We start from the raw sequence: 17,683 nt of genomic DNA on the forward strand, positions 1-17,683 counted from the left end.
AAAATTAATTTCCAAAATTATAACGAAGTGTGAAACCTGATCTGATGTTCGTTAAAGGGAATGATGTTGAAATCACAGCTTTCGAGAACGAATGATCGTAATAGAATATCGCGGTTAAGTTTTTACTGAAAGAATAATCAGCAGTTAACTTTAAAGTCCAGATATTCTGTCCTGCCGCCAGCTGGTTATTATCATAATCCAAATACCTTACTAACGTTTCATTATTTCTAAATGAAAAATCAGCTTTCAGGTTAATATCACTCTTAATAATTCCTGTTGGATTATCAGCCAGTCTTGAAGAGAAAATAACATCTTTAAAACGATATCCTAATCCTACCACATATTCTACTCCTTTTACTTCTGTCAATAAATTATTGTCAAAACTCATAGACAAAGCACGGTCTCTTTTAACCTCTGTCAATAATCGTAATGAATTTTTCAACTCAAAATCAACCCTTATAAGCGGACTAAACTGCTCTACCAAATTGATATTCGACATAATGGTTTTATTATAGAAGTTTGAATTAACATCCTGTCCATTCGGATTTTCCAAATAATCAAAGTTAGATCTAAACTGACTTATGGTATAAGAAGCCCTGTAAGCATGCTGTAAAGAGAAACGTTTAAAATTATCTTTAAAATACTTATAACGCATTAAACCATTATATTTCACAGTCCAGTTTGGTATTGGGAAACTTCTAAAAATTCCAGTAGAAGACTTCGATGCATCAGCTCCGGTATAAGCTGCCAAAAACGATGGAAGTAAAACGGCCTGATTGCTTTTACTGAAACCAATAGGATAACCATCATTCGACTGGATTATTTTTCTTTGAGCATTATTCGGATTCGCAAGATCATCTGATGGCGCACTCGGATCTTCGGCAGGAAGCGAAGACGCATCATATCTTGGAATAGGCCCTGCGCCATAATGATCTTCAGCCAAACGATTGGCAATGATTAAACGATTATTTCTAAAATCGTCAAATGCAGCAGATTGTGTTTCGTTGCTGGTAGAAAAAGCTGTTTTTATTAATACAGTCGAAATAGAGAACATTCCATAAGTATATGGAGAAAGTGGCTTATAAAACAATTTACCAATAGAATCTCTAACAGTATATTGCTCTGACGAATTCTCAGAATACGAACGATCCATTGACAAATCAACTTTTAGATCAGGAAACAAATCTACGTTTGCTGTAATCTTTAAAAGTTTATTGCTTACTTGTGTAAAGTTCTGATTAAAGTTCTGATAACTCGTCAGCCATCCGTTTTTAGCCGCTTCGTAACGTACATCATCTTGACTTCCAAAGACAAATCCTAAAGATGGTTTTGCTGTACCAAAGAAACCAACACCTGGAATATAACCCGGCAAAACCGTTCCACTATTTTTTGTATAGTTAATCTGAATATTTTTAACACTAGTCAACACGCCAATCAATCCATCATAAAAAGGACTGCTGCTAGAAGCCTGCTTAGGCGTATTTACAATTTTTTCTCCTGGTTTTGGCGGTGCTGCCGGCTTAGCTTTTGCTGTAGGTTTTCCTCCTGGAGTCAAACCTAAATATTTATACAGCAAATTCATGTTTAATGTTGTCGATAAAGTATTTGAATTGGCATTTTGTATTGTGTTCCCTAAATCCCAAGTTTGATCATTTTCAACATAGGTAGACATAGCTGTTGATGATCGCTGCCAATTGTAATCGGCAGTATAGGAATACTGTGCCTTTACAAAACTAAAAATCGGAATTTTATTGATTGGAATATCATAATCTAATTTTAATTGTTGTAAATGCTGATTTGGTATACCAATATCAAAATAATCATCCCAAATATTAAAATCTGGTTTTGGTGTATTATCATCATTCAAGAAGTTTCTAACAATATTATTAGAAGCAGCGGTATAATTTAATTTCAGTGATTTAGTTAAGTTAAATCCAAATCCGTATTGATAATTAAATGCAAAATTTCTTCTATAAAGCGGATCAAGACCAATGCTCCCTTCTTCTAACTCTACTTGTCTATACTGCTGACGATTGCTTTGCCTGATGATATTTGTATTAAAAGAAATATTAGAAGGCAGGTAATTAAAATTAAAATCACTCAGCATTTTCCAATAATCACTTTTTTTCATGAATTTGTTTTGCTTAAACGGCACTATTTCTTTTGGTTGAAAAGTGTACGCGTAATTTACAGCCGTACTAGACTGCTCATCCTCATAATCCTCAACTTCGTAATCATGTCTTTCAACTTGATTATAGGATTGAGAAAATGTAAAGTTTTCCACATCATAAACATGAGGTTTCTGCTCTGGTGCTCTATCTTTTCTTACTCCAATAAAGTTAATGCTCTTACGTTTGGTATAATCTACTGCACGAGTTCTAATATTATCTTTTTCTGCAGCATCTGTAGTTTCAGCAATTAATTGTTTCAGTTTGATATCTTGATTAAAAGGATCATATTCTGGCGTTATAACTTCTTCTCCAATTGCATAATTAAACGGAAGGTTAATACCCCATTTTTGAGGCAATAATTTCCCAAAGTTTATATTGGTTACAATGTTATACTGCTGAATATCTTCACGATCTCTTTCGTTCGCACCTTGTTCTAAAGATCCAAAACCAATTGTGCTTTTCTTACCAGATGCAGACAATGTCATCAAATCGGCCATATTGGTATCTACATTTAATAGAGCTGCCATACCGCCTTTATTTTCCAAATCAGACATACGAAGTTCATTGAACCAAACTTCTCCTTTCAAATCTTTGTGGTCTGCCTGGCTTTTTACTCCGACCATTAAATTTCGAACTAAACCAAAATTCGGATTACCTTTAATACCTAATTTTAATTTGGAATCTTTATCTCCTCCTTCAACATCGGGATCATTATCAGGATAATAAATACCATTAATATCTCTTTTAGGAGAATTAATATCGATATTCATTCCTAATACTTTCATTCTTGTCAGCAATGACATCGCTAAATCAATATTATTTTGATCCATCCAAACTAAATCTGGACTTACAGCAGCAGAGCCACCTGGTTTAGTTACTTTTAAAGGAATCTCAATCTGGTAGAAATTTTGAGTAAGGTCATTTCCAAAACGAATAAATCCAATCATTTCATCATCTTCTAACGGAACTTCTCCTTTTATAGATTCTGCGTGTAAAAACATTTTAAGTTTTTTATACTGTCGCATATCAACACTAACACTTTTAAACGCTCCTTTTGCATTTTGATATTGCAAACCAGACCCGCTAACTCTCATCGCCAATGACTGTTCGTTTTGATTAATGATTGTATTATTATTATACAATTGTTCTCGTTGAACTCCTGGTGGAATTACGTAATTTACAGGCTCTTTTGTTCCGTTCTCCTGAATATTTACTGCCGCTACATCAAATTCAACTCCATCACCCGCTGGATTAGGATAATTTGCATCCAATACACCAGTATATTTTCGCCATTCTCCTCTAACCAAATCTAAAGATCCAAAACGAACTGTCATCTGATCATTAAATCCTGTCATAAACATTCTCATAAAACGAATTGATCTAAAATCGGTAATATTCCCAATTGTTTTTTGCGGTTGAGAAACTGGAATTTTAAACTGAATCCATCTTGCATTGGTTGTACCCCCGTTTGGAAGATCAACAGTAGTTGGCCTAACATCTGTTACATACTTATCGCCAACATCCATTCCTGGCTTTATATCAATACTATATTCATAATACGCATTGATGGTACTCATGGTATTGTCTCTATTGATATCTTCGACATCAGGAAGTGTTGTAGAACCTCGATTTGGATCATCTACACTTACTGCAGAGTTACCTTCAGTTCCATTATAGTTTTTATAACGTTGTAAAACACCTCCATCTGTATTTAAATAATAGGTATAATCATCTGCTGCTGGATCTCTATCCCCTGCATAATTTGTATAAACTTCACCTTCTCTTGAACTTGGAAGGCCATCTAAACCGACATCTTGATTTTTACGATTATCCGCATTGGTATCAAAGGCATAGATTAATGACTGAGAGGCTGGAACATCTCCCCAAATTGGTCGTGGATTTACCATAACCTGACCTGGACCTAATCCGTTTTCATATTGTTTTCTTCCATCTTTAAGAACGTCTTCAGAAACTTCTCCTAAATTGAAATAGATTTTTCCGCTGTTTCCTGGCTCTGCCTGTCCATTTCCAACATAAGGATCCAAAACCCAAAACTGAATATACTCAACATTACCCTGTTCAAAATTTGTTGAGTTTAAAGCACGCATAATCCCTCCAAAATTCCCTGCAGGATTAGTTGTTCCAAAATCAGGATTATTATTATATGGACCTCTTTCAGATGGATAGTAAGTTAAATCCAGTGTATTAATAACCTGAATCTGACCTTGTGCAATATCTGTATTTGGATAGAGTTCTCGGCTGTAAACTCTTCTCGTGGAGTTTAAGGAAAGATCATCATTGGATATCCCTGATGGTTTAGAGGCATAAAAAACAGGGTCAATAGTATACCATGAAAGTTTTGCTCGTTTATAACCATATCTTAAATCGGTATAATGAGCATTGAACGTCTGATCTCCGTCTTCATTAATAAATGGAACAGATGACAAACTCCAAGCATAAGCAGACCTCATATCGATTGTAGTTTGGGTTCCTTCAAAGTCATCAATATAAATGGTTGCTTCTCCTTCAAAATCACTTGCTTTTGGAGCATCTGGTTTTAAGAAGGCAACTTCTCCACGAATCGAAAGATTAGAAGGAACATCTGTATCAACATTTGGCAGTTTATTTGCTAATCTGGTTAAAAAAGGAACTTCAGTTGAATAATTTCCGTTAAAACCAAAAATAGTGTTATTAACTGATTCCTGCCCGTAGCTTGATTTTTGAGTAAAAGGACGTTCCGTCATCTTTAAAAGAGTCCCGCCAATAACAAATTTATCTGAAAATTTATGTTCTACATTTACTCCCATAAATCTTCTGGTCTGCTGTCCAAAAATAGAATTGTTTTCCAGCGAAACTTCAATAGGAGTATTTGACGCTTGAAGCGAAGGATCTAAAATCTGCACTCTTCCTAATTGGTAATCGACACTATAATCGATTCCCTCAACCAAACGCCTTCCCGCTGCAGTTACTACAACTGATCCCTGAGGAACATTAAATGCTCCAATTGGAATACCATTACTTCCTGAAGATTTGTATTTTCCTCGTAATAAAAATTTATTTTTCTCACCCTCTTGTAAAGATGCAGCCTGAGTATTTCTATACATATTCTGGAATACATATTTTCTCTGGTTATCATTATACGTCGACGGATCACTATAGTTTCCACCTCCTAATTTTCTAAACAAAAGTTCCCCAAAAGGTTCTTTTGTGGTAAAAATAATTCGGGCGTTTTGCACATCAACTGTTACTCCTGGAACATAATCAAAGAAACCATCTCCTCCTGTTTGCGGATCATTATTATAATTCAAACGATCCAAATTAAAAACATTCAATAAAGGAGTTTTTTCTACCATATCTTCCGGTGATGGATTTGTCGGGAATGTTGTCCCTGTTACCGGAGTAATATAATTTATAGGTGATGGATCTGTGTAAAGGATATTAAGCCTGAAATCTTCTTGTTTGATTTGATATGCCTGCGGAATTTGATAAACGTTTTTCATCATCAAGTTCCAAACTGGATTTTTAACGTTTGTCAAACTACTTTTCAGCATTTTCAAAACCAAGCTCTGTGATACAATAGCTTGGTTGCCATTGTTGCTTCCTGTAACTACAGTTGCATCTACACCATCACTACCAAATTCTCCAACCTGATACACTTTTCCTCCCACTGTATACTCAAATGCTACAGCCAAAATTTCATCGTTGGCCAAACGCTGCTGTAATGAGATATATCCTAACTGCGGGTTAAAAGTATATTCTTGCGTGGTTAATTTACGGGCGTTTTCTAAAATCGAATAATCAGTTCCCTCACTTGCGTTTGCATTGGTAAATCCAGAATTTGCAGTAACAATTTCTCTAATGTTAGAATTTAAAAAACTTCCTGCCTGTCCAATAGCGGCTGGATCGTATTTATTATTTGTATTGTCTGTAGGAGAATCTATAGGGTTATTAAAAAAACCTGCTGTATTTGTAATTACAACCACTTCATTATCAGGCACGCCAGTTACTTGTCCTTCACCTAAATCCTGAAGTGCAACAATATTTCTTAAGTTATTATTGTTTGCAATTACTCTATTCTGTTTATTGGTAACCCATACTTCTAATCTTGTAATCTGAACACGGCTGTCGATAAGAGGATAATTACGTAGGGAGTTATCGTATTTATTTCTAAAATATTGTGACAGGAAGAAATGTCGGTCATTATCGTAATCTAAAGCAAACAAATCGAAGTTCTGAACTGTTCCTCCACTTTCTGCGACTATACTTTTGGTTTGGGACTTCTGTTCTGAGAATACCCCTGTAACAGTAGTTCTACCAAATTGCAGCTGTGCTTTAACCCCAAATAAACTTTGTGCCCCCCTAATTAAGCTACTGTTCAATGGCATGCTCACATTACCCACTTCAACTTTCTGAACTATATCATCTTCAGAAGGTGTGTAAGCTAGTTTAAACAAATTCTGAAAAGCAAAGGTCGATTGTGTATCATAGTTGGCATTAACTTCAAGACGCGTTCCAATTTTCCCCATTAAACTCATACTAATTCTTTGATCGAAATCAAAAGTCAAGCTAGATCTGTTTCTTGGTGAGAATGAAGGATTATCTTGTTTGGTGTAACGCATACCCAAGTCCATTTCAACTGATCCTGTGGGTTTTACATCAATAGTATTACTTCCAAAAATACTTTCGAACAAACTTGAATTAATATAATATCTTGGAAGTAAATCTTTTTTAGCAGCTTCTGCTCCAGTCTTTTTGCCATCAATAGCATCCATTTTTTTTCTGAAATAATTTCTTCGGGATTCTTTCAGAAGTAAATCTTCGTATTCTTGTGGAGTTAGAATTAAAGGATAATTGATAGAAAAACCATCAACTGAATTGGTATAGATATAACGATCTGTTATGGGATCGTATTTGTAAGCCGATAATACACTTGGAGGGTCTTCAAGCTCAATTTTACCAACAGAAAATTGAGTTTTAGTTGTATCTTGAGTTGCCGGGGTAACCTGCGCACGCAAAACATTACCGCAGAGTAAGACCAGCAACAAAATACAAATTTTACGCATAGAATTCTTTTATATGAAATGAATTTATAAGCTTTTTAAAGCTTTCTTGATAATTGTTTCTACAGTAGCTTCTGGGTCTTCTTTAACGATCTTTTCTACTACTTTTTCAGAAGCTTTTCGAACAAAACCTAGGACTTCTAGAGCAGATAACGCTTCATCTCGGTTTCTATTGTTTTGAACTGCAAAAACTTCGTCTATATCGTACAATTTAACAACTTTATCCTTTAAATCAAGTATAACTCTTTGTGCTGTTTTGTTTCCTATACCTTTAATGGACTGTATTATGCCAACATCTCCAGATGCAATGGCATTTATAATTTGTTTTGGTTCTATTGAAGAGAGCATCGTTCTTGCGATTCCCGCTCCGATTCCCGAAACAGAAAGTAACATTCTGAAAATTTCTCGCTCCGATTTTTCAGCAAAACCATATAAAGTATGCGCATCTTCTTTGATTTGAAGATGCGTATACAATTTTATATTTTCAGAATTTGGCAGTAAGGAGAAGGTGTGTAACGATATATTCACCTGATAACCAACACCTCCACAATCAATTACAACTTCTGTAGGATTCTTTTCAACTAATCTTCCCTGCAAATGTGCTATCATTACCTATAATTTATTAGTATCAAATATAACAAAAATGCCATAAAACTACGACAAATTTATCCAATCCCTACTAGAACCTTTATTGTGTTACTTTATTCTTTTTGCTTTCTTTTTCCTGCGCATCAATAACAGCAATGGCTGCCATATTTACCATTTCTTCTACGCTTGCACCTAATTGGAAAATGTGAACTGGTTTTCCCATACCCATCATAATTGGTCCAATTGAATTCACTTTGTACAATTCTTTTAACAATTTGTACGTGATATTTGCCGATTCCAGATTAGGGAAAATCAATGTATTTACTTTTTTACCAGCCAGTTTAGAGAATGGAAATTTTTCTTCAAGCATTTCTTGATTTAAAGCAAAATCTGCCTGAATTTCTCCATCCACAATCATTTCTGGATGATTTTTATGTAAATATGCCACTGCTTCTCTTACTTTCGAAGCACTTTCGCTAGTCGAAGAACCAAAGTTTGAGAACGAAACCATTGCAATAACAGGCTCAATTCCAAACATTTTTGCTGTTTTTGAAGTCATAATTGCAATATTAATCAAATCTTGTGCAGACGGATTAATATTGATTGCAGTGTCTGATAAAAACATTGGTCCGCGTGAGGTCAACATCATGTTTGCAGTTGCAATAAGTGATGCATTTTGGGCTTTTGGAATTAACTGCATCATTGGTTTTACAACAGAAGGATAACTTCTTGAGTACCCCGTAACTACTGCGTCTGCTTCGCCTTCATTCACCATCATGGCAGCAAAATAGTTTCTTTCGCGCATGAATTTCTCTGCGTCTAATTTTGAAACTCCTCTGCGTCCTCTTGTTTCCCAGAAAGAATTTGCAAATCTGTTGCGTCTTTCTGCTTCTTCATCTGTTTTAGGATCAATGATTTCAAGATCAGCATCAAAACCTAATTCTTGTTTTAATTCTAAGATCACTTCTTTGTTTCCTAATAAAATTGGGAATCCAATTCCGTCTTCATATACAATTTGAGCCGCTTTTAAAACATTTAATTGATCAGCTTCTGCAAAAACAATTTTCTTAGGATCCAGTTTAGCGCGGTTTGTAATTAAACGAACCATTTTATTGTCATTACCCATACGCTCACGAAGATTATCTTCATAAGCCGCCCAGTCTGTAATTGGATTTTTGGCCACTCCAGATTCCATTGCTGCTTTTGCAACTGCTGGTGCCACAACTGTAATTAATCTAGGATCAAATGGTTTTGGAATAATATATTCTTGTCCGAAACCTAATTTTGTAGCTCCGTAGGCAACGTTAACCTGCTCTGGAACTGGTTCTTTTGCTAAAATGGCTAAAGCTTTTACCGCCGCCATTTTCATTTCTTCGTTAATTTTTCTTGCTCTAACGTCTAATGCTCCTCTAAAAATATATGGAAAACCTAAAACGTTGTTTACCTGATTAGGAAAATCCGAACGTCCTGTCGCCATAATAACGTCTTTTCTTGTTTCTACAGCCAGATTATAATCGATTTCCGGGTTTGGATTTGCCATTGCAAAAACAATTGGACTTTTTGCCATAGAAAGCAGCATTTCTGGAGAAAGGATATTTCCAGAAGATAATCCGATGAAAACATCGGCTCCTTTTACCGCTTCTGCTAAATCTATTTTAGCACCGTCAATTGCATATTTTAATTGAAGGTCTGAAAGTGAAGGATTGTCTTTTGTTAAAAGTCCTTTACTATTAAACATTAAGATGTTTTCAACTTTTACTCCTAATGAAACATATAAATCGGTACAAGCAATTGCTGCCGATCCTGCTCCTGAAACTACCATTTTTACATCTTCGGCTTTTTTACCAGCCAATTCCAATGCATTGATTAAAGCTGCAGAAGAGATAATTGCTGTTCCGTGCTGATCGTCGTGCATTACCGGAATGTCCAATTCTTCTATTAATCTTCTTTCGATTTCAAAAGATTCCGGTGCTTTGATGTCTTCAAGATTAATACCTCCAAAAGTTGGAGCAATATTTTTTACGGTCTGAATAAATTCTTCAACATTTTTTGTATCAACTTCGATGTCAAAAACGTCAATATCAGAGAAAATTTTAAACAATAAACCCTTTCCTTCCATTACAGGTTTTCCTGCTTCTGGACCAATATCTCCTAAACCTAAAACGGCTGTACCGTTTGAAATTACGGCAACTAGGTTACCTTTTGCTGTATATTTGTAAACGTCTTCAATGTTTTCTGCAATTGCTAAACATGGTTCTGCAACTCCCGGCGAATAAGCCAATGATAAGTCTCTTTGTGTTGCATATTTTTTTGTTGGAACTACCTGAATTTTTCCTGGAGTCGGCTCTGAGTGGTACAGTAACGCTTCTCTTTTTTTACTCTCTTTGTTCATTATTTTAGCTTTTATCTAGCTTACAAAGATATAAGTCTTGTTTTAAAATGGAGTCTTTTTAGCGTTTTCTTTTTCCGAAATTCTATTTGAATAAATAAAAAAAGTCCAATAGAATTGGACTCGTTTTAAATTTTTATCGCTTTTAGGTATGCTTTATTGAGAAATATAAGAATTCAAATGCTGAATGGTATCTTTCTGAATTTCGATAATTGCCTTAACTACATCGCTGATCGAGATGATTCCAACGACGATTCCGTCTTCGAGAACTGGCAGGTGTCTTATTCTTTTTTCGCTCATAAGTTCCATACAATCTTCAAGATTATCGGAAAGTTTTACTGTAAAAACATTACTTTCCATAATCTCATGAACAGAAGTTTCTTTGGAAGACTTATCTTTTAAAACAATCTTACGGGCATAATCTCTTTCTGATAATATTCCTTTTAAATTATTGTCATCAATAATTAAGATTGCTCCAATATTTTTTTCTCCCATTACTTTTAAGGCTTCATAAACCGTTAAATTAGAAACAACAGAATAAACATTTCTTCCTTTTGCTTTAAGTATTTGATCTACAGTCATAATGAAAAGTTTTTAGGTTTATAAAGTTAAAATAAAAACCAACACAATCTGCAACGAAATCGATTTTTTAAAACCTCAACTATTTCATTTTAAACATAATACATCAAAATTCAAAAATTCAAAATTATACCGTAAAGAATGAAATTTTTTAGAATTGTTTTTTGATGAAAATTTGATTTTTTAACGTTTGAGGAATTTTTTAAAAAACAATTAATCCATTTTAAATGATTGTATAAAGAATTTCCGAGGAATGAAAAATATTGTAGCAACGGATTTTAATCCGTTGAAATAAATTGATCATTATCAAATGAGTTCCATAGGAAAGGTTCATTTCTTTGCTAAATATGTGTCGAACCTACGGCTCTTTTGTTTTGGCTCATCTATTTTAAACCGGATTAAAATCCGGCCCTACAAAATAATTCGAGCCTAACGGCTCTCTTAACCAATATTATTTTCTACCGATAAAACTTATCAACACGACATATATGTCGTAAACATTCTTTTTGCTTTTAAATACATTTATAAAAAAATAAGAAAAACACCTAACAACATACTATCGTATGTCGGAAATAACAAAAAGAATAAACAACTTGCATCACAATACTAAAAAGAACAATAGCATCTAATTTATACTTTATTATGGAATCAAACGAAATCAAAAATTTAGACAATCTAAAGAAACTAACCTCTTTATATTTTCGCACTCTGAAACCATCCAATGACAAAACAGAAAATATCGCCCAGATTAAATTTCTAAATTATGCTGAAATGGGCTGTGTCATCACTGATTTATTAAAACTATGCATTTTGGCATTAAATCAAAATGCGCATCAGGTTTCAGGAACTAATAAATCTGCAATAGATGTTGCATTAATTTTGGAAACGATACTTCAACTGATTCCTACCGATGAATTCGAATTTTTAAGTGAAATCAACTACATACTTCTTGCTGATGCTAAGACTACCAATGATTAAATAAAAAACCCTTTCCTATAATTTTAGAAAAGGGTTTAATTTATTTTACATTTCTACGACAATAAACTCGCTTCGTCTGTTTAGCTGATGTTCTTGTTCTGTACATTTTACGCCATCTGCACATTTATTGACTAATTGTGTTTCGCCGTATCCTTTAGCCGTCAATTTGCTTGGATCAACTCCTTTGCTTATTAACCAGTCTCTCGTTGACTGCGCTCTTTTGTCTGATAAAATCTGATTGCTTTCAGATGAAGAGCGGCTGTCGGTATGCGAACGAATATCTAATTTTAAATTCGGATATTGGTTAAATGCTCCTACCACTTTCATTAATTGCGGTTCTGACGATTTTTTGATTGTTGCTTTTCCTAAATCAAAAAAGTTCATCGGAATATGAAGTAGTTTTACTAAATCTGCTCCAATATTAATATTGGCAACTTTTACAGGTTTTACAACAACTTTATTAACTGCGATTTGTTTTACTTCAATTGGTTTGATGATTTTTTGAAGTGAAATTGGGAAATCTGTTTTTCCATTTTCTTTCTTCAGGGTAACCGAAACATCTTTGCGATTATAACCTTCTTTTACCACTCGAATTGAATATTTCTTTCCGCATTTTACTTTGTTAAAGACATAATGTCCTTTTTCATCTGATTCAATCGTCTGTAAAGTATTGAAATTTTCATCGAACAAAACAAGAGAAGCATTCGCTACTATTTCATTAGACTCAGCATCTGTAATTAATCCCGAAAGTTCTTGCTCGCATACCAATCTTTTGGTTTCATTAAATCGGTAGATATTATCCATTCCGTGTGAACTTTCACGGTTTGAAGAGAAAAATCCGTTTCTGTTTTTACTATCAATTGTAAAAGCAAAATCATCTTGTTTACTATTTACCGGCTGGCCAACATTTTGAATATCATCTAATGTTCCGTCATCATTAATTTTGGTCACATAAATATCAAGTCCTCCTAAACCTGGACGCCCATCAGAAGAAAAATACAATTCATTTTCTCCCGATATATAAGGAAAAGTTTCTCTTCCTTCTGTATTAATAACTGCGCCTAAGTTTTCTGGTGTTCCAAAACTTCCGTCTGCATTTATTGCTACTTTATACAAATCAGATTCTCCCAAAGTTCCTGGCATATCTGAAGCAAAGTATAATGTTTTTTCATCTATGCTTAAAGCCGGATGCGCTGTGCTGTATTGGTCACTATTGAATGGCAGCTCTTTTACATTTTTCCATTCATTATCAACCAATTCCGCTTTATACAATTTTAAAAGTGTTACCTTTTTACTGTTTTCTCCTCTTTTGCCATCAATGAAATTGTTTCTGGTAAAATACATTGTACGTCCATCCTTTGTGAAAATTGGAGACGACTCATTGTATTTTCCGTTATCTCTTTTGTGAAAAGGTTTTACTATTCCAACACTTCCGTCAGGCAGTAAATCTGCTGTATAAAATTTAGAGAACGATTTGTTTGTCCATTTAAAATTCGTTTTAGCTATTCCGCCTGTATCTCTTGCAGAGGTAAAAATGATTTTATTGTCATAAACGGTACCGCCGTAATCTGAAAAATCGGTATTAACACCTGCATCTCCAATTTCATATCGTCCCGAATTAGATTTAATTTCTGCTAGATAATTTTTATCACTTCTAATTAAAGCGGCTCTATTTTGTGACGTTGCTTTTGTATCGAATATCTCTAAAATTTTATCCGCTTTTTCATAATGCCCAACCGATTTTAAAGATTGTGCATATCGATATAAATATTCCGGCAGTTGTTCTTTATTTATTCTGAAAAGTTCTCCATACCATTTTTCTGCATTTCTTAAATCTCCAGTAAAATAATACGAGTTAGCCAATCTTTGAAATACTTTTTCGTCCTGTATTCCTTTTTTTAAGATATGTTTATATGCTTTTACGGCATCAACATATTCGTAATCATCGTATTTTTTATCGGCTTTGCTTATCAGTTTTTCATTAGCTTTTTTTAGTTTTTCCTCTTTGCTCATTTTTTGCTTCTGTGCATTTAATTGGAAAAAAAAGCATACTAATAAAACTGTATAACCTATTTTTTTAATTTTCATAACTGGCATTAATTAGAAGAATCTCGGAGATATCATTTTATTATAATTATTGAAAAACTCAAAACGAAGGAAAATTTCATGTGATCCTGAATTGTATTTTCTCAATCTAGTAGTTTCATGATCGTAGCCGTAACCAATGTACATTCCTTTTGTTACCTGAAAACCAGCCATTGCACTAACAGAAGCACTCCAACGATAAGCAAGTCCCAAAACAAATTTATCATTGAGCATAAAGTTTCCGGAAACGTCTACTTGCAAAGGAGCTCCTTCTACCATTTTAGTCATCAAGGCAGGTTTGAACTTAATATATTCTAAACGATCTAGATTAAATACATAACCGGCAATTAAATAGTAATTGATTCTATCTTTAAAAATTGCAGTATCATCAGAATTATAGCGATCGGTTTCAATAAAGTTTGGAACAGATAATCCGATATAAGCTCGGTCTGAATGAAAATAAAGCCCTGCTCCAACGTTTGGTGAAAATCTGTTTTTTAGACTTTGAAACTGTGGATCATCCTGATCTTCCGTCGTCAATTTATTAATATCGATATTGAAAAGATTTGCAGTTCCTTTTATACCAAAAGACAAATTCCATGTTGCCGAAGTTGGTATGGTATAAGATAGATCCGCTGATAATGTATTTTCTGTAGTAGGTCCGATTTTGTCATTTACCAAAGAAACACCAAGTCCTAAATCACTATTACTTAAAGGTGTATTAACAGAAAATGTACTGGTTTGAGGCGCTCCCTCTAAACCAACCCATTGGGTACGATACAAACCAAAAACGCTCATTAAACCACGTGTACCTGCGTAAGCTGGATTGACTTCGATTGTGTTGTACATATATTGTGTAAACTGAGCATCTTGCTGCGCATGAGACACAATCGAAAAAAACATAAAAACTAAAATTAACTTTTTCATTTAGTAAGCTTTAAAAACGGCTTAGCTTACACTAAGCCGTAATCTATTTTATTTATTAATGTACAAGTACCCTGATTTCTGTTGTGGTGCATTCGCATTGTCTTTGTATTTCAAAATATAGAAATACGTACCCACTGGCAGACCTTCTGTTTGTTTAATTGTTGAACGTCCGTTAGAATATCCTCTAAACGCTCTATCATTATTGTTATACTGATCTATACTGAAAACTAGAACTCCCCAACGGTTATAAATCTCAACTGTATTGTCTGGATAACATTCAATTCCTCTAATGTAGAATCTCTCGTTTTTACTGTCTCCATTTGGAGAGAAAGCTTTTAAGACTTCGATTGTACATCCGTCTAAATTGATTACAGTTGGATTATCTCCATTGTTATCTGAATCATCTGATTGATCTTCTACAACAACTCCTCTTTCACTACTTCCTTTTGCAATTGCCTGATTGGTTACAGTTTTTCTGTTGATATCTTCCTGAGTTATTCTGTAAACTGCAGTGAAATTAGTTCCGTTAGATTCATTTACTGCTAAATCAATTGCTTGTCCTGAAACAGTCACTCCTGGCAATGGATCGTTTATTGTAATTCCTCTAAGCGGCACATTTCCTGTATTTGTCACTGTAAAATTGTATGTAATTGTCTCGCCTGCATTTGCAAAACCATCCTTATTTTCGTCATTAAATGTTGCTTTTTTAACAACTGCAATGGCTGGAACTTCAACAAAAACAGTCAATACAGCTGTTGCACAATTTGATGGATCTGCTTTTTCGCAAACCTGATACGTTAATGTATACGTTTTTCCAGGTGTGTTTGGTTTTACGCTTACAGTTCCGTCAGCATTCCACTCAAAATAGTTGTCAGTTGTTAAAGGTTTCACGATAACATCTGCTGGATTAATTGGCTGTCCGTTTATCAAATCATTTCCTAAAACATTTATAAACTCAATATCTCCATTAATTCCGTCTACACTAATATTAGTATCATCAACTAAAGTAATCTTATTAGGCATTGGTGGCTCTGGGTCAATTGGAGTTACACTGTTTACTACCGTAATCTTAACAACTGCCGACTGACTGCAATTTGATGTATTTGCAGCTTCGCAGATTTGATAAGTTACGTTGTAAACTCCGTCTGGTGTATTTGGAGCAATGCTTACCGTTCCGTCTGCGTTTAGCGTTACATTTGGATTTGCTACTACAATTGTTAAAACAACATCTGATGCATTTGGTCTCACTCCGTTTAAAAAGTCATTTGCAAAAATGTTAATCGTAGCATTCATTCCTTTTTTCACATCAATTGGCCCTTCTTCGTCATTATTTGCAACGATTGTATTCATTACTGGATCCTTAACCGTTACTTTGACAACATTTGTACTGCAATTAGATAAATTTAACTTATCACAAATTGAGTATGTTAACTCATAATCACCTGCTGGTGCATTCGGAGCTAGTATTGCATTTCCGTTTGCATCAACCGATAGATACCCTTTTGGATCAGCAGTAGTTGTTGTTAGAATTACATCTGATGACACTAAAGGATTTCCGTCTTTAGTATCATTCGCAAAAACATTAATTAATGTTTGAGGTGTATTAATTCCAACTACTGATGGCACTGAATCTAAATTCGCTACAAGATTACTTTCCACTGTAATTCTTACTGTATTTGAACTGCAGTTTCCTGGATTCAATTTCTCGCAGATTGTATAAGTCAATTCGTAGTCTCCCGCTGGTGCATTTGCTCCTAAGCTAACTGAACCATCTGGGTTAACTGTTAAATATCCTTTTGGATCTGGCGTTGATATTGTCAGATTTACATCTGATGGATTTAAAGCAGTTCCGTTTTTAGTATCATTTGTAAAAATGTTTACTCCTAAATTCTGTGCTGTATTAGATACTTTAACAGATGAAATATTGTCAGCATTTGCGATCAATGTTCCGTTATTAACTGTCACTTTAGAAATCGCAGTGTCGCAGTTTGAAGGGTTTGCATTTTCGCAAATACTATATTCGATATTGTAAATTCCAGAAGGCGTATTCGCTGCTACGGTTACTGTTCCGTCTGCATTTAATGTTAAGCCTGCTGGAACATTTACTGCTGTTAATTTTACCTGACCTGCAAGTGTTCCAATAACAGCCGAACTTCCGTTCAACGTATCATTTTCAATTACTGAACTTGTAGTTGTTCCTCCAATGCTTCCATTGATAGAAGGCGTTAAGGTTTCTTCTACTGCATCTATTATTAAAGTACTAACCGTTACTCTTACTGTATTTGAACTGCAGTTTCCTGGATTCAATTTCTCACAGATTGTATAAATCAGTTCATAATCTCCTGAAGGCGCATTAGCTCCTAAACTAACGTTTCCATCAGAGTCAACTGTTAAGTATCCTTTTGGATCTGGTGTTGAAACTGTCAATGTTACATCTGAAGGATTTAAAGGCTGACTATTTTTAGTATCATTTGTAAAAATATTAACTCCTAAATTCTTTCCTGTACTTGATGATGTAACAGCAGGAATATCATCTGAGTTAGCAACCAATGTTCCATTGTTTACTGCCACTTTTGAAATTGCATCATCACAATTTGAAGGATTTGTAATCTCACAAATACGGTATGCTACATCGTAAACTCCTGATGGCGTATTTGCAGCTACAGTTACAGTTCCGTCTGTATTTAAAGTTAATCCCGCCGGAACATTTACTGCTGTTAGTTTTACCTGACCTGCAAGTGTTCCTATAACAGCTGGATTTCCGTTTAAGGTATCGTTTCCAATTACAGAATCTGTAGTTGTTCCTCCAATACTTCCATTAATAGATGGACTCAATGTTTCTCCAACGGCATCAATAACCGGTGCTGTAACCGTAACAGTAACTGTATTTGATTTACAGTTGTCCG

At 34.5% G+C, this 17,683-nt stretch carries 8 protein-coding genes; 1 reads left to right on the forward strand and 7 read right to left on the reverse strand.

Annotated features, from left to right (window positions below; all coding sequences use genetic code 11):
• Window positions 1–4 precede the first annotated feature (4 nt).
• From sov to GSY47_RS01745, 4 genes are all read right to left on the reverse strand, one after another.
• Entirely contained in the window at window positions 5–7,234 is a 7,230-nt protein-coding gene (gene sov, locus GSY47_RS01730; protein ID WP_179001645.1) for a T9SS outer membrane translocon Sov/SprA, read from the reverse strand.
• Between the two features lie 24 nt (window positions 7,235–7,258).
• Complete coding sequence (gene ruvA / locus GSY47_RS01735) at window positions 7,259–7,840, reverse strand: Holliday junction branch migration protein RuvA (protein WP_179001647.1); 582 nt, start codon at window positions 7,838–7,840, stop codon at window positions 7,259–7,261.
• Between the two features lie 79 nt (window positions 7,841–7,919).
• Window positions 7,920–10,211 (reverse strand): NADP-dependent malic enzyme, encoded by a 2,292-nt coding sequence (locus GSY47_RS01740; protein ID WP_219071081.1) that lies wholly within the window; start codon window positions 10,209–10,211, stop codon window positions 7,920–7,922.
• 153 nt (window positions 10,212–10,364) lie between these two features.
• Window positions 10,365–10,790 carry a CBS domain-containing protein gene (locus GSY47_RS01745; protein WP_109191802.1) on the reverse strand — a complete coding sequence of 142 codons (426 nt, stop codon included), beginning with the start codon at window positions 10,788–10,790 and terminating at the stop codon, window positions 10,365–10,367.
• A gap of 639 nt (window positions 10,791–11,429) precedes the next feature.
• On the opposite strand from GSY47_RS01745, the gene GSY47_RS01750 reads away from it, so the two are divergent.
• Complete coding sequence (locus tag GSY47_RS01750; protein WP_179001651.1) at window positions 11,430–11,765, forward strand: hypothetical protein; 336 nt, start codon at window positions 11,430–11,432, stop codon at window positions 11,763–11,765.
• 45 nt (window positions 11,766–11,810) lie between these two features.
• Here the strand turns inward: GSY47_RS01750 and GSY47_RS01755 are convergent, their stop codons facing one another.
• The 3 genes from GSY47_RS01755 to GSY47_RS01765 all read right to left on the reverse strand — a co-directional run.
• Complete coding sequence (locus tag GSY47_RS01755) at window positions 11,811–13,853, reverse strand: OmpA family protein (RefSeq protein WP_179001653.1); 2,043 nt, start codon at window positions 13,851–13,853, stop codon at window positions 11,811–11,813.
• A gap of 12 nt (window positions 13,854–13,865) precedes the next feature.
• Complete coding sequence (locus GSY47_RS01760) at window positions 13,866–14,777, reverse strand: PorP/SprF family type IX secretion system membrane protein (protein WP_179001655.1); 912 nt, start codon at window positions 14,775–14,777, stop codon at window positions 13,866–13,868.
• Window positions 14,778–14,825: 48 nt separating this feature from the next.
• On the reverse strand, window positions 14,826–17,683 hold a 2,858-nt coding region (locus GSY47_RS01765; RefSeq protein WP_219071082.1), incomplete at its 5' end, for a T9SS type B sorting domain-containing protein.

The organism is Flavobacterium quisquiliarum (genome assembly GCF_019308285.1).
GTDB classification, from domain to species: domain Bacteria; phylum Bacteroidota; class Bacteroidia; order Flavobacteriales; family Flavobacteriaceae; genus Flavobacterium; species Flavobacterium quisquiliarum.